Origin of the sequence: Mycobacterium sp. SMC-21 (genome assembly GCF_045310825.1) — a bacterium.
Lineage (GTDB): Bacteria > Actinomycetota > Actinomycetes > Mycobacteriales > Mycobacteriaceae > Mycobacterium.
In genome coordinates this window covers 1-19832 of record NZ_JBJIAO010000031.1, presented here as the reverse complement: position 1 = coordinate 19832, position 19832 = coordinate 1, and the positions used below count along the sequence as shown (strand labels likewise).

At 68.8% G+C, this 19832-nt stretch carries 22 protein-coding genes; 9 read left to right on the top strand and 13 right to left on the bottom strand.

The genetic code is table 11. The annotated features are described in order from the left end of the window. Positions 1-5: 5 nt before the first annotated feature. The 6 genes from ACJH6H_RS22850 to pdxH form a co-directional block, all read right to left on the bottom strand. Positions 6-371 (bottom strand): FKBP-type peptidyl-prolyl cis-trans isomerase, encoded by a 366-nt coding sequence (locus ACJH6H_RS22850; protein ID WP_036419981.1) that lies wholly within the window; start codon positions 369-371, stop codon positions 6-8. Positions 372-420: 49 nt separating this feature from the next. Beyond that, positions 421-840, bottom strand: coding sequence for a MarR family winged helix-turn-helix transcriptional regulator (locus ACJH6H_RS22845; RefSeq protein ID WP_053856484.1), 420 nt, complete (start codon positions 838-840; stop codon positions 421-423). Continuing rightward, entirely contained in the window at positions 830-2284 is a 1455-nt protein-coding gene (locus ACJH6H_RS22840) for an MFS transporter (RefSeq protein WP_226520640.1), read from the bottom strand. The genes ACJH6H_RS22845 and ACJH6H_RS22840 overlap by 11 nt, the downstream gene beginning before the upstream one ends. A 270-nt stretch (positions 2285-2554) precedes the next feature. Then, positions 2555-3850 (bottom strand): citrate synthase, encoded by a 1296-nt coding sequence (locus ACJH6H_RS22835; protein ID WP_226520639.1) that lies wholly within the window; start codon positions 3848-3850, stop codon positions 2555-2557. A gap of 118 nt (positions 3851-3968) precedes the next feature. Beyond that, on the bottom strand, positions 3969-5240 hold the full coding sequence (locus tag ACJH6H_RS22830) for an MFS transporter (RefSeq protein WP_406775882.1): 1272 nt from the start codon (positions 5238-5240) through the stop codon (positions 3969-3971). Then, complete coding sequence (gene pdxH / locus ACJH6H_RS22825) at positions 5237-5911, bottom strand: pyridoxamine 5'-phosphate oxidase (RefSeq protein ID WP_406775864.1); 675 nt, start codon at positions 5909-5911, stop codon at positions 5237-5239. Before pdxH ends, ACJH6H_RS22830 begins: the two co-directional genes overlap by 4 nt. A gap of 40 nt (positions 5912-5951) precedes the next feature. On the opposite strand from pdxH, the gene ACJH6H_RS22820 reads away from it, so the two are divergent. From ACJH6H_RS22820 to ACJH6H_RS22810, 3 genes are all read left to right on the top strand, one after another. Continuing rightward, positions 5952-6572 (top strand): maleylpyruvate isomerase N-terminal domain-containing protein, encoded by a 621-nt coding sequence (locus ACJH6H_RS22820; protein ID WP_406775863.1) that lies wholly within the window; start codon positions 5952-5954, stop codon positions 6570-6572. A 55-nt stretch (positions 6573-6627) separates the two neighbouring features. Then, complete coding sequence (locus tag ACJH6H_RS22815) at positions 6628-7770, top strand: citrate synthase 2 (RefSeq protein WP_406775862.1); 1143 nt, start codon at positions 6628-6630, stop codon at positions 7768-7770. Positions 7771-7869: 99 nt separating this feature from the next. Beyond that, positions 7870-8322 (top strand): VOC family protein, encoded by a 453-nt coding sequence (locus tag ACJH6H_RS22810; protein ID WP_020098902.1) that lies wholly within the window; start codon positions 7870-7872, stop codon positions 8320-8322. A gap of 59 nt (positions 8323-8381) precedes the next feature. Here the strand turns inward: ACJH6H_RS22810 and ACJH6H_RS22805 are convergent, their stop codons facing one another. Together ACJH6H_RS22805 and ACJH6H_RS22800 are read right to left on the bottom strand one after the other, a co-directional pair. Further along, positions 8382-10070, bottom strand: a complete 1689-nt coding sequence (locus ACJH6H_RS22805) for an FAD-dependent oxidoreductase (RefSeq protein WP_406775861.1) — start codon at positions 10068-10070, stop codon at positions 8382-8384. Positions 10071-10085: 15 nt separating this feature from the next. Further along, the gene (locus tag ACJH6H_RS22800; protein ID WP_029120319.1) at positions 10086-11102 is read right to left on the bottom strand and encodes a diiron oxygenase; all 1017 of its coding nucleotides are present in this window, start codon (positions 11100-11102) and stop codon (positions 10086-10088) included. Positions 11103-11307: 205 nt separating this feature from the next. On the opposite strand from ACJH6H_RS22800, the gene serC reads away from it, so the two are divergent. After that, the gene (gene serC / locus ACJH6H_RS22795) at positions 11308-12414 is read left to right on the top strand and encodes a phosphoserine transaminase (RefSeq protein ID WP_406775860.1); all 1107 of its coding nucleotides are present in this window, start codon (positions 11308-11310) and stop codon (positions 12412-12414) included. 126 nt (positions 12415-12540) lie between these two features. Next, on the top strand, positions 12541-13479 hold the full coding sequence (sepH, locus tag ACJH6H_RS22790) for a septation protein SepH (protein WP_406775859.1): 939 nt from the start codon (positions 12541-12543) through the stop codon (positions 13477-13479). Between the two features lie 82 nt (positions 13480-13561). On the opposite strand, the gene ACJH6H_RS22785 is transcribed toward sepH, so the two are convergent. Genes ACJH6H_RS22785 through ACJH6H_RS22775 form a run of 3 tightly spaced genes read right to left on the bottom strand, consistent with a single transcriptional unit; the run spans position 13562 to position 15124 of the window. After that, positions 13562-13837, bottom strand: coding sequence for a DUF2537 domain-containing protein (locus tag ACJH6H_RS22785; protein WP_212813194.1), 276 nt, complete (start codon positions 13835-13837; stop codon positions 13562-13564). A 10-nt stretch (positions 13838-13847) separates the two neighbouring features. After that, positions 13848-14669, bottom strand: a complete 822-nt coding sequence (locus ACJH6H_RS22780) for an RNA methyltransferase (RefSeq protein ID WP_318986797.1) — start codon at positions 14667-14669, stop codon at positions 13848-13850. A 23-nt stretch (positions 14670-14692) separates the two neighbouring features. Beyond that, complete coding sequence (locus tag ACJH6H_RS22775; protein ID WP_212813196.1) at positions 14693-15124, bottom strand: MarR family winged helix-turn-helix transcriptional regulator; 432 nt, start codon at positions 15122-15124, stop codon at positions 14693-14695. A gap of 41 nt (positions 15125-15165) precedes the next feature. On the opposite strand from ACJH6H_RS22775, the gene ACJH6H_RS22770 reads away from it, so the two are divergent. Both ACJH6H_RS22770 and ACJH6H_RS22765 read left to right on the top strand, forming a co-directional pair. After that, on the top strand, positions 15166-15432 hold the full coding sequence (locus ACJH6H_RS22770) for a DUF2530 domain-containing protein (RefSeq protein ID WP_212813198.1): 267 nt from the start codon (positions 15166-15168) through the stop codon (positions 15430-15432). A 28-nt stretch (positions 15433-15460) separates the two neighbouring features. Continuing rightward, entirely contained in the window at positions 15461-15919 is a 459-nt protein-coding gene (locus ACJH6H_RS22765) for an SRPBCC family protein (RefSeq protein ID WP_346414775.1), read from the top strand. Here ACJH6H_RS22765 and ACJH6H_RS22760 read toward each other — a convergent pair. Continuing rightward, entirely contained in the window at positions 15916-16614 is a 699-nt protein-coding gene (locus ACJH6H_RS22760; protein ID WP_406775881.1) for a DUF3027 domain-containing protein, read from the bottom strand. The genes ACJH6H_RS22765 and ACJH6H_RS22760 overlap by 4 nt on opposite strands. Positions 16615-17106: 492 nt before the next feature. On the opposite strand from ACJH6H_RS22760, the gene ACJH6H_RS22755 reads away from it, so the two are divergent. Continuing rightward, positions 17107-18747 (top strand): MFS transporter, encoded by a 1641-nt coding sequence (locus ACJH6H_RS22755; protein WP_406775880.1) that lies wholly within the window; start codon positions 17107-17109, stop codon positions 18745-18747. Next, positions 18744-19226 carry a DUF2771 domain-containing protein gene (locus ACJH6H_RS22750; protein ID WP_212813206.1) on the top strand — a complete coding sequence of 161 codons (483 nt, stop codon included), beginning with the start codon at positions 18744-18746 and terminating at the stop codon, positions 19224-19226. Before ACJH6H_RS22755 ends, ACJH6H_RS22750 begins: the two co-directional genes overlap by 4 nt. A gap of 10 nt (positions 19227-19236) precedes the next feature. Here ACJH6H_RS22750 and ACJH6H_RS22745 read toward each other — a convergent pair. Next, on the bottom strand, positions 19237-19832 hold a 596-nt coding region (locus ACJH6H_RS22745), incomplete at its 5' end, for a glutathione S-transferase C-terminal domain-containing protein (protein ID WP_406775858.1).

The window sequence follows — 19832 nt, the reverse complement described above, 5'->3', positions numbered from 1 at the left end:
CCGGGTCAGCGCACGCCGACGAGGTCGATGACGAAGATCAGCGTCTTGCCGGACAGGCGATGCCCGCCACCGGCGGGGCCGTAGGCCTGGGCGGGCGGGATGGTCAGCTTGCGCCGGCCGCCCACGCGCATCCCGGGGATGCCGTCCTGCCAGCCCTGGATCAGGCCGCGCAGGGGGAATTCGATGGTCTCGCCCCGGTTCCAGGAGCTGTCGAACTCCTCACCGGTGTCGTACTCGACGCCGACATAGTGGACCGTGACGTTGCCGCCGGGCACCGCCTCGGCACCGTCGCCGACGATGACGTCCTCGATCACCAACGTCTCAGGTGCCGGGCCGTCCGGGAATTCGATCTCAGGTTTCGTGTTTGCCACGGGACCACCGTAGTCGGGCACCTGCCGCGGGTGGACAGGAACCGCACCCCTAGTGGCGGCGCAGCCGGCTCAGCAGGTCACGGAGCGTGGCGAGCTCATCGGCGTCCAACGTGGCAAAGACCGGCGGTGCCGGATCATCGATCTGGCCGATGCCGCGCAGCACCGCGCCGCCGGCGTCCGTCAGCGACACCAGTTTGCAGCGCCGGTTCTCCGGATCCGGTTGGCGCACAACCAGTCCGCGCTCTTCGAGATCGTTGATCGCGACGGTGGTGGCCGGCGCGTCCATGCCGGTCGCGGCGGCGATCTCTTTGGCCGTCATGGCCTTGGCATCCAGCCGGCGCAGAATCCGGGCCCGGCTGAAGGGCAGTCCGGTCTGCTCGACCACCGCGCGTTTCCAGCTGTCGCGGTTCTCGACCACGACGGCGGCCATGGTCTGCCAGACCTCGTCGGCCAGCGGATCAGTGGACACCGGCCGGCTCCGGCTCACGCGATCCCTCGATCAGTGGCGCCAGCCGCTCCGCGGAGCGCAGGGCACGCGGCGAGGTCGAGAAGAAGCCGAGGACGGCGACCGCGACACCGATCGCGACGCACATCCACCACAGCGGCCGGGCCTGCGTGGCGAAGTCGACGCCGCTGCCGGCCAGGGCCGAGCCGGCGATCGAACCGCACAGTGCCACACCGATACTCACGCCCACCTGGCGGCTGGTGGACGTCACCGCCGCCGCGGCGCCGGCGCGCTCCACCGGCATGCCGCTCACCGCGGCGTTGGTCACTGGCGCGTTCATCATCGCGAACCCTATGCCGTATACCGCGAAAATGACGACCACTCGCCACATGGGCGTCGTCGCGGTCAGCGTCGTCAGCATGAGGGCCGCCGAGGCCATCAGGACGCCGGCGACCATCAGTGACGGCCGGGCACCGTAGCGTCCGACGATCCGTCCCGACAACGGCGAAAAGACCAGGGCACCAATGGCGATGGGCAGGTAGATGATGCCGGTGTGCATCGCCGAGTAGTGCCGCTCGTTCTGCAGGTAGAACGACATCATGAACAGGAACGCGCCCCAGCCGGTCAGCGCCATCACGGCCGTGACGGTGGCGCCGGCGAACGGGATGCTGCGGAAGAAGCGCAGATCGATGAACGGGTCGTGGCGCCGGCGCTCGTAGCGCAGAAAGCCGACGAGGGCGACTGCCGCCAGCACCGCGATGGCCACGGTGCGGGGGTGGCCCCAGCCCATCCCCGGCCCCTCGATGAGGGTGAAGACCAGGCTGAAGAGGAACACCACCGCGAGCCCCTGGCCGATCGGGTCGACGTCGCGCATGGTGCCCGACTTGCTCTCGGGGACGAAGATCGCGGTCAGCACGATGGCGGCCAGACAGATCGGCAGGTTGATCCAGAACACCGACCGCCAGCCGACGGCGTGGATCAGCAGGCCACCGACGGTCGGGCCCAGCGCCATCGAGATGCCGACGACCGCGCCCCAGAAACCGAGTGCCCGGGCCCGTTCCACCCTGTCGGTGAAGACCTGCGAAATGATCGAGAGGGCAACAGGATTGAGCATCGAGCCGCCGATGCCCTGTACCAGGCGGGCGGCGATCAACGCGTCCGCGGTCGGCGCGAGGCTGCACAGCAGTGAACCGCACGCGAAGATCGTCAGGCCGATCTGGAACACCCGCCGCCGGCCGAACCGGTCACCGGCGGCGCCGGAGAGCATCAGCAGCGACGCCAGCACCAGCGTGTAGACGTCGACGACCCACTGCATCTGGGCGGCGCTCGCGCCGAGGTCGCGGCGGATCGACGGGATGGCGACGTTCACGATGGTGGAGTCCATCGACACGATCAGCAGACTCAGGCAGCAGGAGATCAGGATGATCGTCTTGCGCCGTGAGGTGAGCGCGTCGATAGTTGTATTCACACAACCATTGTGAAACTACAACCGTTGCCGAGGCAATGGAGTTTCGGCGTGACATTGGCGACATGGGCAGGACGCGCACGCTCGGCGCCCGCGAGCGGCCTCGAACTGCGCGCAAAAGGCGGCGTGTTGCCGTACAAACACGGCCGCTCGCGGAAAAAGTGAAAGCCGGCAAGCTCGCGGGAAAAGAGAACGCGGCAAGCTCGCGGGAAAAGAGCGGGAAAAAGAGAAAGCCCCTCGCGCACTGTGCGCGAGGGGCCGTCTCGGTGAAACTCAGTGGTTGGGGTAGTCCCGCTCGGTGTAGCCGGTGTAAATCTGGCGCGGGCGGCCGATCTTGGTGCCCGGGTCGGCGCTCATCTCGCGCCAGTGCGCGATCCAGCCCGGCAGGCGGCCGAGCGCGAACAGCACGGTGAACATGCGGGTCGGGAAGCCCATGGCCCGGTAGATCACGCCGGTGTAGTAGTCGACGTTCGGGTAGAGCTTGCGCTCGACGAAGAAGTCGTCGGTGAGGGCGATCTCCTCCAGCGACTTGGCGATGTCCAGCAGCTCGTCGTCGCCGCCCAGCTTGCCGAGGATCTTGTCGGCCTGCTCCTTGACGATGCGCGCCCGCGGGTCGTAGTTCTTGTAGACCCGGTGGCCGAAGCCCATGAGCTTGACGCCGTCTTCGCGGTTCTTGACCTTCTTGACGAAGTCGCGGACGTCGCCGTGCTCGCTGCGGATCTTCTCCAGCATCTCCAGCACCGCCTGGTTGGCGCCGCCGTGCAGCGGGCCCCACAGCGCGTTGATGCCGCCGGAGATCGAGGTGAACAGGTTGGCCTGCGACGAGCCGACCAGGCGCACCGTCGACGTCGAGCAGTTCTGCTCGTGGTCGGCGTGCAGGATGAACAGCATGTCCAGGGCGCGGACCAGCTCCGGGTCCACCTGGTACGGCTCGGCCGGCAGGCCGAACGTCATGCGCAGGAAGTTCTCGACCAGGTTCAGCGAGTTGTCCGGGTACAGGAACGGCTGACCGACCGACTTCTTGTAGGCGTAGGCCGCGATGGTCGGCAGCTTGGCCAGCAGGCGGATGGTCGACAGCTCGACCTGCTCGGGATCCTTCGGATCGAGCGAGTCCTGGTAGTAGGCGCTCAGCGCGTTGGCCGCCGACGACAGCACCGGCATCGGGTGCGCGTTGCGCGGGAAGCCGTCGAAGAACCGCTTGAGGTCCTCGTGCAGCAGGGTGTGCCGCTGGATCTTGGTGGTGAACGCCTCGAGTTCGGCGGCCGTCGGCAGCTCCCCGTAGATCAGCAGGTAGCTGACCTCGATGAAGTTCGACTTCTCGGCGAGCTGCTCGATCGGGTACCCGCGGTAGCGCAGGATGCCGGCGTCACCGTCGATGTAGGTGATGGCGCTCTTGGTGGCCGAGGTATTGACGAAACCACCGTCGTACGTGGTGTAGCCGGTCTTGGACAGCAGCGAGCCGAGCTCGATGCCGTCCGATCCCTCGGTGGCGCGCACGATCTTGAGATCGACCTCGCCCCCGGGATACCGGAGGTTGGCTACGTCGTCAGAGCTGGAGGTGTCGGCCACTTGAACCCCTTTTGCGGTGTCGACTTGCAGTGTCGGCAGGTGAAACGTCCGGGACTAGACGGTAGTCGTTAAGAGAACTATGTGCTTGCTCGGGTCGCCATAACCCCGCTGTCAAGCATCAGTTGCGAGCCACCGAATAGCGCACGAACGCCGGCACCACCACGACCGAGATGATGACGCCGACCACCACCAGGACGCCGCCACCGGTCGCGGCCACCATGGTCCCCACCACCGCGGCGGCCGCGCCGTGCACCGCGTCAGCAATCCGCGGACCGCCCGCGACCACCACGGTGAAGACGCCCTGCAAACGGCCCCGCAGCTCGTCGGAGGCGGCTTCCTGCAGGATCGTGCTCCGGAACACCGCCGACACCATGTCCGCGGCGCCGCCCACGGCCAGCAGCGCCAGGGCGATCCAGAGGAAGCCGTCGGGCCGGCCGGTGGCGTGGCCGACAGCCAGCCCGAAACCGGCCATGGCCGCGCCCCACACCACGATCGAGACCACCACCGCCAGACCCTGCCGGCGGACCCGGGGCAGCCATCCCGAGAACACCCCACCGGCAACCGCGCCGACGGCCATGGCCGCCGACAGCAGCGCCATCGCCGTCCCACCGGCGACCGGCCCGCCGAAGTTCTCGTGGGCCATCTGCGGGAACAGCGCCCGCGGCATGCCGAGGATCATCGCGATGAGGTCGACCACAAACGACATGAGGACGACGCGGTTGCCCGACAGGTAGCGGAAACCGTCCAGCACGGCCGCGAAGCCCCAGCGTGAAGTGTCGTCGTCGGGCGAGTGCTCGGGTGGCATCGGGGTGAGCCGGAAGGTGGCCCAGATCGGCGCGATCGTGGTGAGGGCGTCGATGAAATACAGCGTCGACAGGTCGACCCACCGCAGCAGGACGCCGGCCAGCAGCGGGCCGATGATCGCGCCGGCCTGGAACACCGTCATGTTGAGCGAGTTGGCAGCGGGCAGCTGCTCGGCCGGCAGCATCCGCGGGATGGCGGCCGAGCGGGTCGGCGAGTTGATCGCATAGAACGCCTGCTGCACCGACAGCAGGCACAGCACCAGCCAGACGTTGTTCAGCCCGGCGGCGGCCTGCACCCACAACAGCACCGACGCGACCGCCAGTCCGCAGGACGCGATGATCAGCAGCCGCCGGCGGTCCATCGCGTCGGCCCACGCGCCGCCCCACAGGCCGAACACGATGAGCGGCACCACGCTGAACACACCCGCCAGGCCGACGTACGCCGAGTTCTGCGTCAGCGCGTACAGCTGGACGGGCACCGCGAAGATCGTCAGGTTGGCGCCGATCACCGTGACGACGCTGGACCCCCACAGGCGGCGGTAGTCGGGGTTGCGCAGTGGTGTGGTGTCGGCGATCAGACCTTTCAGGGCTGGAGCCGTTCGATCCGGTCGCCGGTGATGCGAATTCTGTTGTGCACGCGGTTCTCTCGACCCTGCCAGAACTCGATCACTTCCGGGGCGATGAGGTAGCCGCCCCAGTTCGGCGGCACCGGCACCTCCGGCACGTCGGCGAATCGCTCGGTCACGTCACGCAACTGTTCCAGCAGCGCCGCCCGCGAGGCAATCGATTTTGACTGGTGCGACGCCCACGCGCCCAGCTGCGAACCACGCGGCCGCTTCGACCAGTACTCGGCGGTGTGCGCCGCGTCGACCTTCGTCACCGGACCACGGATGTGGATCTGACGGCCCAGCAGGTACCAGGGGAACGTCGCCGACGCGTAGGGCACCGCCGCCAGCTGCTCGCCCTTGTCGGAGTCGTAGTTGGTGTAGAAGGAGATGCCCGTCTCTTCGATCGATTTGCACAGCACCGACCTGGTGACGGGGTGGCCCTGCGCATCGACGGTGCCCAGCACCATCGCGTTGGGTTCGGAGACCCCGGCCTGCACCGCGTCGGACATCCAGTCGCGGAACAACGCCAGCCAGCCCCGGTCCAGCCAGTCGACGTCGAGGTCGACGCTGCCGTCCTTCTCTGTCGAGCCGTATTCGACCCGCATCCGGGCCAGATGATCTGCCGACTGCTCCACGTGATCGGATGCCATGATCGGCGACGGTACGCCCATGCGGTGACACAATGCAGACATGGCGCCCGACGCACCCCCGGACCATTCAGTATTCGTCTCGGCGGCAACAGCTTTCGCGGACCTGGTGGCACAGATCCCGGCCACGGCGTGGGACGGTCCGGGACTCGGTGACTGGGACCTGCGGGCGCTGGTCGGGCACACCTCACGGTCACTGATCACCGTCAGCACCTACCTGCGCACACCCGCCGACCGGGAGGATGTGACCGGACCGGCGCACTACTACGCGCTGATGCGCGCCTACGCCGCCGGCAGCCCCGACATCGTCGAACGCGGGCGGGAGGCCGGGCGCAATCTTGGGACGGATCCCGCGGCCACAGTCGCCGACCTGCTGGCCCAGGTGCGGACCGACCTGGACACGGCGGGCGACCCCCTGATCGCCGTGATCGGCGGCCTGGGCATCCGGCTCAGCAACTACCTGCCGACCCGGGTGTTCGAGCTGACGGTGCACAGCCTCGACATCACGCGGGCCACCGGCATCGATTTCACGCTGCCCGACGAGGCACTGCGCGACGCCACCGTGCTGGCGGCGCAGATCGCGGCGCTGACCGGTCAGGCCGCCGCAGTGCTGCCCGCGCTCACCGGACGCGGCGCTCTACCTGCCGGTTTCTCCGTCGTCTGACCGTTTGTTACCGGCCGGTAGCCATCGGTCCACGGGCTAGTGGAACAATTTCGGCATGACAGAGGCAACGTCAGTGTCGACGCCGCAGATCCCCGAGAACTTCGTCGCCGGCCTGGAAGGCGTCGTCGCCTTCACGACCGAGATCGCCGAACCGGACAAGGACGGCGGCGCCCTGCGCTACCGCGGCGTCGACATCGAGGATCTGGTGAGCCACCGCGTCACCTTCGGTGACGTCTGGGCGCTGCTGGTCGACGGTGAGTTCGGCCGGGGCCTGCCGGCCGCCGAGCCCTTCCCGCTGCACGTGCACTCGGGCGACGTCCGCGTCGACGTCCAGGCCGCGCTGCCCACCCTCGCCCCGCTGTGGGGCTTCCAGCCGCTGCTCGACATCGACGATGACACCGCCCGCGAGCAGCTGGCGCTGACGTCGGTGACGGCGCTGTCGTTCGTCGCGCAGTCGGCCCGCGGCATCTACCAGCCCGCGGTGCCGCAGCGCATCGTCGACGAATGCCCCACGGTGACAGCACGTTTCATGACCCGCTGGCAGGGCGAGCCGGATCCGCGGCACATCGAGGCCATCGACGCCTACTGGGTCAGTGCCGCCGAGCACGGCATGAATGCGTCCACGTTCACCGCGCGCGTCATCGCGTCCACCGGGGCCGACGTGCCCGCGTCACTGTCGGGCGCGATCGGCGCCATGAGCGGCCCGCTGCACGGCGGCGCCCCCGCCCGCGTGCTGCCGATGATCGAGGAGACCGAGCGCACCGGCGACGCCCGGGCCGTGGTCAAGGGCATCCTGGACCGCAAGGAAAAGCTGATGGGCTTCGGGCACCGGGTGTACCGCGCCGAGGACCCGCGCGCCCGCGTGCTGCGCGCCACGGCCAAGCGCCTGGACGCACCGCGCTTCGAGGCCGCCGCCGCGCTGGAGCAGGCCGCCCTCGCCGAGCTGCGTGAGCGCCGTCCCGACCGGGCCATCGAGACCAACGTCGAGTTCTGGGCCGCCGTAATCCTGGACTTCGCCCAGGTGCCCAGCGCGATGATGCCCGCCATGTTCACCTGCGGCCGCACCGCGGGCTGGTGCGCCCACATCCTGGAGCAGAAGCGGCTGGGCAAGCTGGTCCGTCCCGCGGCCATCTATGTCGGCCCGCAGCCGCGCCCAGCGGACTCGGTGGCCGGCTGGGACAGCATCGCGCACAGCTGACACTTCAGACCCGTTTTCTTGTCACCGATGAGAAGTAGCGTTGGAGATGGTCATAACGAATGACCCCAATCCACGCAGTACCGCTCTGAGGAGAACACGATGACCGAGTCCCAGACCTTCCTCGCCCCGCACCTCGTCGTCGGCGACGGCGCCGCTGCAATCGACTTCTACGTCAAGGCTTTTGGCGCCACCGAGCTCGGCCGGGTGCCCGGGCCCGACGGCAAGCTCATGCACGCCGCATTGACCATCAACGGGTCGAACGTCTACCTCAACGACGACTTCCCGGAAATGTGTGGCGGCAAGTCGCAGACCCCGACGGCCTTCGGCGGCACGCCCGTCACCATCCACCTGCAGGTGCCCGACGTGGACGCGGCCTACCAGCGCGCCATCGACGCCGGCGCACGCGAACTGATGGCCCCGCAGGACATGTTCTGGGGTGACCGCTACAGCCAGGTGGAGGACCCGTTCGGCCACCACTGGTCGCTGGCGCAGACCGTGCGCGTCGTCAGCCCGGAGGAGATCGCCGAGGCGATGGCGGCCCAGCAGGGCTAGCGACCAGTGATTTGTGCACGATTTTCCGCGGTGACCGCGGAAAATCGTGCACAAACCACTCAGGAGAACGCGCTGAGGAGTCGCTGACGCAGCGTCGGCTTGGGCGCGCTCGCGGCAGCGGCCAGCATGTCGGACACGTCGATGAACTTGTCCCGCGGCCGGTCGGCGCCGCCGCGCGCGATCTCGGCCGCGTCGATGGCCCGCCACCCCGCCATGTCGACGACGTCGGGCCGGCGGTCGCGGATGAGCTGTTGCAGCGCACCGCTTTTCTCGGTCGGCTCACGAAGCCGGCTGGCGTTGTAGTCGGCGACCAGCCGGTCGACGGTGTGTGCCGCGCACGACTTGTTGGTGCCGATGAAGCCCGTCGGACCACGCTTGATCCAGCCCGCGACGTAGCTGCCGCGGACGGGTTCACCGGTGGCCGGATCGATGACGCGGCCCTCGTCGTTGGGGACCACGCCGGCGGCATCGTCGAACGGCAGACCACGAATTGCCTTGCCGTGGTAGCCGATCGACGTCAACACCAGGCCGGCGTCGAGCTGACGGACCTCGTCGGTGCCGGTGACGGTGAACTCGATGCCGGTGACCTTGTCCGAGCCGAGCACGCGGGCCGGAGTCAGCTCGTAGGCCAGCCGGATCCGCGGCTTCGAATTCTGCAAACGCGCCGGTTCCGAATTCTCGGGCAGCTTGGTGAGGATCTCGAGCTTGTGACGCGTCAGTGCGTCCGTCTCGGCTTCCAGACCCCGACGAACCAGCTCGTGGTCCGCGGCGTCGAGCACCACGTCGCACGTCGACGTCAGGCCGATGAGCTCCGGCAGCGTGAACGCCGAGTGGATGGGCCCACGCCGGGCCACGATGACCACCTCGCGCACCTTCGAGTCGCGCAGTGCGGCCAGCGCATGGTCGGAAATGTCGGTGCGCGCCAACACATCCGGATCGGTGGTCAGGATGCGGGCGACGTCGAACGCGACGTTGCCGTTTCCGATGATCACCGCTCGCTCGTGCCCCAGGTCGACCGGCAGATGCGAGAACTCGGGGTGCCCGTTGTACCAGGCCACCACCTCGGTGGCGGTTCCGGTTCCGGGCAGCTCCATGCCCTCGATGTCGAGGCGCTTGTCGTTCGGCGCACCAACCGCGTACAGCACGGCGTGGTGGTGCTCCAGCAGCTCGGCGTGCGTGACGTCCCGACCCACCTCGACGTTGAGGAAGAAGTCGAGCCCGCGGCGCTTCGTGATCTGGTCGAACAAGCGCGTCACACCCTTGGTGCTCTGGTGGTCGGGGGCGACCCCGGCGCGCACCAGCCCGTACGGCGTCGGCAGCTTCTCGAAGATGTTGACCCGGACCCCGCGCTGGGTCAGCAACTCGTCAGCGGCGTACATGGCGGCCGGCCCGGAGCCGACGATCGCGACGCGCAGCGGGCCGTGCGGCCGCTGGTCGACCGCCGGGGCGTCGGGCACCGGCGCCAGCTTGGACGTCGGCGGCAGCTTGCCCTCGTACTTCGGGTAGAAGGACGCGTTGAGCTCGATGAACGGCAGCTGCGCTTCGGTCAGCTTGGTGTCCGGCTTGATCGCGCCGACCGGGCAGGCCGTGATGCAGGCACCACAGTCCACGCAGGCGGCGGGATCGATGAACAGCATTTCGGCGGTAGCGAAACCCGGCTCGTCCGGGGACGGGTGAATGCAGTTCACCGGGCATGCGAAGACGCATGAACCATCGCTACAGCACGACTGGGTAATGACGTGCGGCATGAGTTATCTAAATGCTCAGGCGGCGACCACGACGTGCTGACGCTGCGGCTCGCTGCGGTACCGGCTCGGCGGGCCGTCGATCTTGCAGATCTTCCACATGAGCTTGGCCAGCGGGTTCATCAGGCCGGTGTCGTACGACAGCATGCGGACGTCGGAGAACATGTTGCGCAGGAACATGCGCGACTCCGGAGCGTCGAAGAACAGCTCGCTGCGGACCGACTTCGGGATGTCGAACTTCTTCCAGAAGGCGCGCGGCGGCACGACGATCGCCGAGCACAGGATGCGCATGGTGACCGGGACGAACAGCGACAGCCAGAACTTCTTCCAGCGGGTCAGCTCCGGCACGCGCTTGTGCAGGTACTCATGCGCGAACGAGATATGCCGGGCCTCCTCGGCCACGTGGATGGCCATGACCCGCTCCATGATCGGGTGCAGCTCGGTGCCCTCACGCAGGATGTTCTTCTGGGTGTGGTCGATGGGCTCCTCGCCGGCGAGGACACCGAAGAAGAACGGGATGGGCGCCGGGCCGGCAGCCAGCGGGATGAGCGGCTGAATCCACTTGAGCAGCTTGGGCATGCCCGGGACGTCGACCCCCATGTGGTTGACCATCTCCTGGAACATCAGGGTGTGGTTGCCCTCTTCGATGGCCTCGTGGGTGCAGTAGCGGAACTCCGGCGACCCGTTGGGAACCCAGAACGCGTACTCCATCAGGCCGCGGATGAGGATGTTCTCGAAGTGCAGGCCGACCTTGGCGACGTTGGCCTGGCGCCACATGCCGATCTCGATCTGGCGTTCCTGCGACTGCGACTGGTACCACGGGTGGCCACCGAGCGGGTCGGTGTCCGGGAGGATCCAGCGCGGGTCGTTGGGCACGACCGCAAACTCGGGAGAGTCCCAGGCGATGTCCTGGTACGGATTGAAGTTGCGCCGCACCGACCCCTCGGACAGCGTGGCAAGCTTCTCCACGTAGACAGTGTCATCCAGCACGTCCATGTTCCGGCGCCAACGACGGATCATCCGGGTACGAGCCATTTCGAGCCTCCCAAGGCTTTTCTGTCAGCTTTACAATCGGCTGTCTTGTGTCGAACGGTACCGGAGGTACCACCTAAAAACTAGTGCCCGCCGTCACACATCTGGACACCTATTGTGACCGTCATCACACTTGCATGCGGAGTAGCCGGGCGAGCAGCCGGATCCCCACGTCACCGGCCGTCGACCTGCAACTACGCTGAGGGTCATGGCTGAGCTCACCATCCCCGCCGACATCAAGCCCGCCGACGGACGCTTCGGCTGCGGCCCGTCCAAGGTTCGCCCCGAGCAGCTGACCGCGCTGGCCGCCGCCGGCGACCTGTTCGGCACCTCGCACCGCCAGGCCCCGGTCAAGAACCTGGTCGGGCGCGTGCGCGACGGCGTCAAGCAACTGTTCTCCACTCCCGAGGGCTACGAGGTCATCCTCGGCAACGGCGGCTCGACCGCGTTCTGGGACGCCGCCGCGTTCGGCCTGATCGACAAGCGCTCGCTGCACCTCACCTACGGCGAGTTCAGCAGCAAGTTCGCGTCGTGCGTCGCCAAGAACCCGTTCGTCGGCGACCCGATCATCATCAAGGCCGACGCCGGCAGCGCGCCCGCCGTGCAGTCGGACCCCGATGTCGACGTCGTGGCGTGGGCCCACAACGAGACCTCGACGGGTGTCGCGGTGCCGATCCAGCGTCCCGCCGGTGATGCTCTCGTCGCGATCGACGCCACCTCGGCCGCCGGCGGCCTGCCGGTCAACATCGCCGACACCGACGCCTACTACTTCGCGCCGCAGAAGAACTTCGCCTCCGACGGTGGCCTCTGGATCGCCGTGATGAGCCCCGCCGCGCTGGCCCGCGTCGAGCAGATCGCCGCCACCGACCGCTGGGTGCCCGACTTCCTGTCGCTGCCCATCGCGGTCGAGAACAGCCTCAAGAACCAGACCTACAACACCCCGGCGATCGCGACGCTGATCCTGCTCGCCGAGCAACTGGATTGGCTCAACGGCAACGGCGGTCTGGACTGGGCCGTGAAGCGCACCGCCGACTCGTCGCAGCGCCTGTACACGTGGGCCGAGTCGCGTCCGTTCACCACGCCGTTCGTCGCCGACCCAGCGCTGCGGTCGCAGGTCGTCGGCACCATCGACTTCAACGACGACGTCGACGCCGCCGCGGTCGCGAAGGTGTTGCGCGCCAACGGGATCGTCGACACCGAGCCGTACCGCAAGCTGGGCCGCAACCAGCTGCGCGTGGCCATGTTCCCGGCCGTCGACCCCGACGACATCAGCGCCCTCACGGCGTGCGTCGACTGGGTTGTGGAACGCCTCTGAGCACCACCTGACACGTAACCGAGGCGCGCAGTCCATGAAGGGGCTGCGCGCCTCGGTGTGTCAGCACGGTTACGAGTCGATAACGCGCTAGGGTGAGCCGTTAAGCCGCGTCCTAGGAGGTCACCAATGAGGGAACTCAAGGTCGTCGGACTCGACGCCGACGGCAAGCGCATCATCTGCGAAGCCCCCAACGGTTCGGCCACCGCCGAGAAGTTCGTGGTGCGCGTCGACACTCGACTGAAGGCCGCCGTCCGCGGCGACCGGGCCGCCATGAATCAGACGGAGATCGAAGTCGAGGTCGAGGTGCCCAACTCCCTGCGCCCCCGTGACATCCAGTCCCGCATCCGGGCCGGCGCCTCCGTCGAGCAGCTCGCCGCGGCCGCGGGCGTGAGCCCGGAGCGCATCATGCGCTTCGCCCACCCGGTGCTGCTGGAGCGCTCCCGCGCCGCCGAGCTCGCCAGCGCGTCGCACCCGATCCTGCCCGACGGCCCGTCGGTGCTGACCCTGCTCGAGACGGTGACCGGAGCCCTGATCTCCCGCGGCCTCGACCCCGAAGCCACCAAGTGGGACGCCTGGCGCAACGAGGACAGCCGCTGGACCGTGCAGTTCGGCTGGAAGGCCGGGCGTTCCGACAACGTCGCACACTTCCGGTTCAGCCCCGGCGCCCACGGCGGCACCACCACGGCGTTCGACGACGCCGCGACCGAGCTGATCGACCCGAACTACACCCGCCCGGCCCTGCGGTCGGTCGCGCCGCTCGCACAGCTGCATTTCGAGGAATCGGTCGCCGAGATCCCGATGCCCGCACGGCAGCCGGAACCCGCGCCTGCTCCGGAGCCCGCGCCCGCCGCCGTCGTCGTCATGACGCCGCCCCCGGCCGCTCCCCCGGTGCCCGCCGCGCCGGTGGCCCCGCCGGCACCCGAGCCCATCCCGGCGCCGGAGCCGGCAGCCGTCGTCGAGACACCCGAGCCGGCCGCTCCCGCCGCGCGTCCGCGCAAGAAGAAGCCCGAGATTCCGGCGTGGGAAGACGTCCTGCTCGGCGTGCGGGCCAACGGCCAGCGCTGATCTTGTTGCGTTGACCCTGCACTGAGGGTCTCCCCTACTCGCACTTCTGCGCCGTAGTTACAGAGTCAACGGCGGGGCGGGGCTAACGGCCCAGGGCGATCGCGAGCGTCGCGATCCAACCCAGCGCCACACCGGCACCGGCGCCCCAGACGAACCAGCGCCACACCGGGCGCACGCGCCAGGCCCACACCGTCGGGGCCAGGCCACCGACCGCGACGGCGTTCAAACCGACCGCGAGCAGCGGATGCACCCGCAGCAGCCCCAGGGACAGGACGATGATGGCGGCGGCCGTCACGGCAGCGACGAACGCCGACACCGTCAGTCCGGTGCCCCACGGCGTCTGCGACGGTGTCGTCATCTGAGCCAATCTAGCCCGCCGTTCGGGCGCGCTCGTAGAACGCCAGCGCGGCGGCCGTGGCGACATTCAGCGAATCGGTGCCCCGCGACATCGGGATGCGCGCCCGCACCTCGCAGGCCCGCATGGTGTGTTCGGTCAGCCCCGGGCCTTCCGCCCCGACGAGCACCCCGACCTTCTCGCCGGCCAGCGGCGCCAGGGCATCGGCCAGCGGCACGGAGCCCTCCCCCGGCGTCATGGCGATCAGGTGAAAGCCGTTGTCCTGCATCAATTTCAGATCACCGGGCCAGGACTCCGCGCGGGCGTAGGGCACCAGCAGGGCATGGCCCATCGACACCCGGACCGCGCGGCGGTACAACGGGTCGGCGCAGCCGGCGCCGAACACCACCGCGTCGACGTCGAGGCCGGCGGCGTTGCGGAAGATCGAGCCCAGGTTCTCGTGGTCGTTGACGCCCTCGAGGACCGCGACGGTCCGGGCATCCCGCAGCACGTCGGGCACCGTCAGTTCGACGGGCCGGGGCGCGGCGGCGAGTACGCCGCGGTTGAGGTGGAAGCCGACGACCTCGGCCATCACCTCGGCGCTGGCGCGGTAGTAGGGCACGCCGCAGCCGGCCAGGTCGCCTGACAGTTCGCGGAGCCGGCGATCGGTGCCGAGGAACGCCCGCGGGCTGAACCGCGACGCCAGCATGCGCTGCGCCACCAACACGCCCTCGGCGATCACCAGCCCCTTGCCCGACGGCAGGTCGGGCCGGCGGTCCACGCTGTTGAGGTCGCGGAAATCGTCGAGCCGCGGATCGGCGGGATCGGTGACGTCGACAACGATGACGTCGTCCATCGCGTCGAGTTCTGCGGCAGCGCTCACTGGGCTTCGTCGATGATCGCGAACATCAGGTCAGCGGCGGCCAGCAGGATGCCGCGGTCCTGGCCGGACAGCTTCTCGAGCCGGCCTTGCAGCCATTCCATGCCGGCCCGGCGCTCGGCCTCGAACAGTTCCTCACCGGCCGGGGACACCGCGACCAGCACCTGACGCCGATCGTCGGGATGCGAACTGCGTTCGACCAGCCCGAGTTCGACCAGCGAGGCGATGACGCGCGTCATCGACGGCGGCCGCACGCGCTCCCGGGTGGCCAGTGCGCCCGGCGTCATCGGGCCGTCCTTCGCGAGCGTGGCCAGGGCCGACAACTGTGTCAGGGACACCGGGGAATCGGGACGACGGAATCGCAACTGCCGCGCCAGCCGCACGACGGCCAGCGACAGGTCATTGGCCAAGCGGTCATCGGCGTCCGTCACGAGCAGATAGCGTACCGATCGATCGACTAGCGTTAGAGGAGATGGCCACGCCCGCGCACGAACATCCGGCGGAACCCGTTCCGCCGGCTCTTCCCGACCGTCTCCTCGACCCGGTTCCGGTGATCGTGGTGATCGCGGCCGGCTGGCTGGTGGCGGTGGTGCTGGCCTTCACCGTCGCGGCCCTGCACGGCTGGCGGCCGGTGACCGTCGCGGGCCTCGGTGTCGGCGTACTGGGGACCTCTATATTTCTGTGGCAACGCAGCGCGGCCCGGCGCGGCGCACGAGGTGCTCAACGCGGCCTGCGCTGACATTCACATCTCGACAAGGGAGAGTCCGATGGCTGGAGAAACACCTCTGCTGCAGGCAGACATCACCATCAACGCGCCGGTGGCCAAGGTCTGGGCTTTGATCTCCGATCTCGACAACATGCCCAAGTGGAGCCCGCAGTGTCGGGTGATGAAGGCTGTCGGCGCCGTCAAGGTCGGTACCAAGACCGTCAACCTCAACCGTCGGGGCGCGCTCTTCTGGCCGACGACCTCGACCATCACCGCGGTCGACCCGCAGAAGAAGCTGTCGTTCCGGGTCAACACCAACAACACCCAGTGGACCTACGACCTCGAGCCCGCGGGCACCGGCACCAAGCTGACCGTGAGCCGGCATGCCGAAGCCGTCAAGCCCATTTCGAGCACACTGATCAACCGCTTCATGGGCGGCGTGCCCAACTTCGAAGTGGAGCTGGTCGAGGGCATGAATACCTCGCTCAGCCGGATCAAGGCGGCAGCCGAAGGCGCTTAGCCGACGTCGAGCACGCCGTCGTCGAAAGGCTCGAAGGCCGGTGAGCCGATGGGCTCCGGCGGCGGCGTGTCCGAGTGGGCGCCACAGCCGTACTCCGCCGACACCACGCGTCCGTCGGCGGACAATTCGTTGGCGCAGACGCCGAACACCAGGCCGAGCGATCCGGACAACGGCACGTAGAAGCCGCAGCCGCGACAGGTCCGGCGGGTGGCGCGGGCCATGGCGGCGTTCGGGCCGTAGTCGCCGTCCTGCCAGCGCTGCGCGGCATCGGTCCGGCCCCAGTCGCTGAGCACCTGCTTGCGGCCGAACCCGACCTCGGCAGCCACCTCGTCCCACTCGGGATCGCCGGATGCCAGATAGCCGGGCACCAGTCGAGGATCGTTGGGCGGCGGCGCCAGCAGATCACCCGGGCTCAGATCACCCGGCTTGACGCGCTCGTGCCACGGCACCCATTCGGGGGCCAGCAGAGCATCCGGTCCCGGCACCAGGACCACTTCGCTGACGGTGGTGTGGTCGGCGCCCGGGTAGGTCGCGAGCACCACGGCCCACTGCCAGCCGTGGTAGCCGGCCATCGAAGCGAGGAAGCGATGGGTCACCGACGCCGGGTCGTCGAAGCTGGCACCCAGATAGTCGCCGACGACGCCCTCGCCACTGAACTCGACGATCGCGGCGCGGGCCTGATCGACCGCGCCCATCAGGATCGGGGTCAGGTCGGGTAGTTCGGCTTCTTCTTCGACAACTGCTTCGGCCGCGGGGGCGTCGTCAGCGGCCGCTTCGGCCGGGGTCTCGTCGTCGGTCTCGACAGCCGGGTCCTCGTCGACGGCGGCCTGCGGCTGCGGCTCGTCGACGGTCTCGGGCACCTCGGCGGACTCCGGCGCCGCGGCGGGAGCGTCGACGGCTTCGGCGGATTCCGCGGTGACTTCAGGGGTCGGCACCTCGACCGGCGCCTCGGTCGGCGTCGACTCGTCCGGCGTCACGGCTGCCGATTCGGTGTCATTGGGCATGTCCATCGTGATCAATACTGCCTGACCACCCAGGACAAGGCCACACCGCCTGCCTGCGCGCCGCCGTCGGCAGCATGGGGAACAATCGTGCTCATGAGTGGACCGCGGGACGCCGGGAGGTCGGAAGATCCCCGCTACTACCCGCCGCGCCCACCGCGCCGCCCTGACGAAGAGCATCCGGGCATGGCCAACTACCCCAGCGATCCTGGTCAGGCGCGCCGCCGGCAGCCGCCGCGCGGGTCGTCGGCGCACAGCGACAACCGGTGGCTGCCGCCGCTCGACGACGATCACCCGGGCGGTCACGGCTACGACCGCGGATACGACGACGACTACGATGACCGGCGCCGCGATCACGACGACCGGCGGCGCGGCCCCGCCGGCGGCGAGAAGATCACCGTCACCCGTGCCGCCGCCCAACGCAGCCGGGAGATGGGCACCAAGGTATACGGGCTGGTGCATCGGGCCGCGACCGCCGACGGCGCCGACAAATCCGGCCTGACGGCCCTGACCTGGCCCGTCGTCGCCAACAACGCGCTCGACGCGGCGATGGGCATCGCGCTGGCCAACACCCTGTTCTTCGCGGCCGCCTCGGGCGAGTCCAAGAGCAAGGTGGCGCTCTACCTGCTCATCACCATCGCGCCGTTCGCGGTGATCGCCCCGCTGATCGGGCCGGCGCTGGACCGCGTGCAGCATGGCCGGCGGGTCGCGCTCGCCGTGTCTTTCGCGCTGCGCGTCGTGCTCGCGCTGGTACTGATCGGCAACTACGACGGCGCGACGGGCAGCTATCCGCCCTGGGTGCTGTACCCGTGTGCGCTGGGCATGATGGTGCTGTCGAAGTCGTTCAGCGTGCTGCGCAGCGCCGTGACGCCGCGGGTGCTGCCCCCGACGATCGACCTCGTCCGGGTCAATTCCCGGCTCACCATGTTCGGGTTGCTGGGCGGTACCGGCCTGGGCGGCGGTCTCGCCGCGGCGTTCGAGTACACCTTCGGCCTGATACACCTGCCGGGCGCGCTGTACGTCGTCGCCGTCGTCGCCGTCGCGGGTGCCGTCCTGACCATGCGGATCCCGAAGTGGGTCGAGGTCACCGAGGGTGAGGTGCCGGCGACGCTGTCGTACCACGCGCCGACCGAGCAGCTGCGGCATCCGCATCACGACAAGTCCCCGCGACAGCCGTTGGGCCGCAACATCATCACGTCGCTGTGGGGCAACTGCACCATCAAGGTGCTCGTCGGCTTCCTGTTCCTGTACCCCGCGTTCGTCGCCAAATCGCATGACGCCGGCGCGTGGGAGCAGCTCAAGATCCTCGGGTTCATCGGCGCCGCCGCGGGTATCGGGAACTTCGCCGGCAACATCGCCAGCGCCCGGCTCAAACTGGGGCACCCCGCCCAGGTGGTGGTGCGCGCGACGGTCATCGTCACCGCCTCGGCCATCGCCGCCGCGGTGGCCGGCAACCTGATGGTGGCCGCGGCCGCCGCACTCATCACCTCGGCCGCCACCGCGATCTCCAAGGCATCGCTCGACGCCTCGCTGCAGCATGACCTGCCCGAGGCGTCCCGGGCGTCGGCCTTCGGCCGGTCCGAGTCGGTGCTGCAGTTGGCCTGGGTGGTCGGCGGTGCCGTCGGTGTGCTGATCTATACCGACCTCTGGGTCGGGTTCACCGCGGTCAGCGCCCTGCTGATCCCCGGGTTGGCCCAGACCCTGGTGAGCTACAACGGTGGCTCACTCATCCCGGGCTTCGGCGGCAACCGGCCCGTACTAGCCGAGCAGGAAGGACCACGGCCCGATCCCGCGGCAATGCCCGGGGCGCGCCAAGGATGGATATGAAACGAGTTCTCGCGCTGCTGGCCGTGGTCGCGGTGCTGTCGGCGACGGCCACGGGTGTCCTGGTCTGGCGGCTGACGCGGCACCAGGGCCCCAACTTTCCCGAGATCAGCGCCTTCACGGACGGCCAGCTGGCCCGCGTCGGGCCGTACCGCTACTGCGACGTCCACCTGAAGGCGTGCGACGTCCCCGCCACAACGGGCGAACTGCACGTGACGGCGCGGCACCCCATTCAGTTGTCGGTGCCGCAGCCGGTCGCCCGGGCGCCGTGGGTGCTGCTGCTCGCGTACGAGGACGGCGGTTCCACGGTCAGCGAGTTCCGGCCGAACCAGCGGCTGGCCGTGACCATCCCGACCGTCGACCCGCATCACGGCAAGGTGCTCGGGCTCGCCGTCCAACTGCCCACTCTGGCAAGGGATTCCGACGGCAACGAGTTCCCGCTGCCCCACGCCGAATGGTCGGTGCGGACCGTCTGGCCGTAGCTCGCCAGGCCTACACCGCCCCGTGGCCGGCCGGCACCTGCTCGCCGTCGCGGACCGGGCCGGGCGGTGTCCCGTCACCAAAAGGCCTGCCGCCCAACGCTTCGCGGCCGTGCGGCGTCAGCCAGTTGGCCAAGTCGGGGCCCTTGGGCACGATCTGCGTCGGATTGATGTCGGCGTGCACGATGTAGTAGTGCTGCTTGATCTGCACGAAGTCGACGGTGTCGCCGAAGCCGGGCGTCTGGAACAGGTCCCGGGCGTACGCCCACAACACCGGCATCTCGGTGAGCTTGGACCGGTTGCACTTGAAGTGCCCGTGATAGACCGGGTCGAACCGGGCCAGTGTGGTGAACAGCCGCACGTCGGCCTCGGTGATGGTGTCGCCCACCAGATACCTTTGGCTGCTGAGCCTTTCGGTCAACCAATCGAGCGCGGTGAACAGCCGGTCGTAGGCGGCGTCGTACGACTCCTGTGACCCCGAGAACCCACAGCGGTAGACGCCGTTGTTTACCTCGGTGTAGACGCGCTTGGCGACGGTGTCGATTTCGTCGCGCAGGTGCTCCGGGTACAGCTGCGGCGCACCTTCGCGGTGATACGCCGTCCATTCGG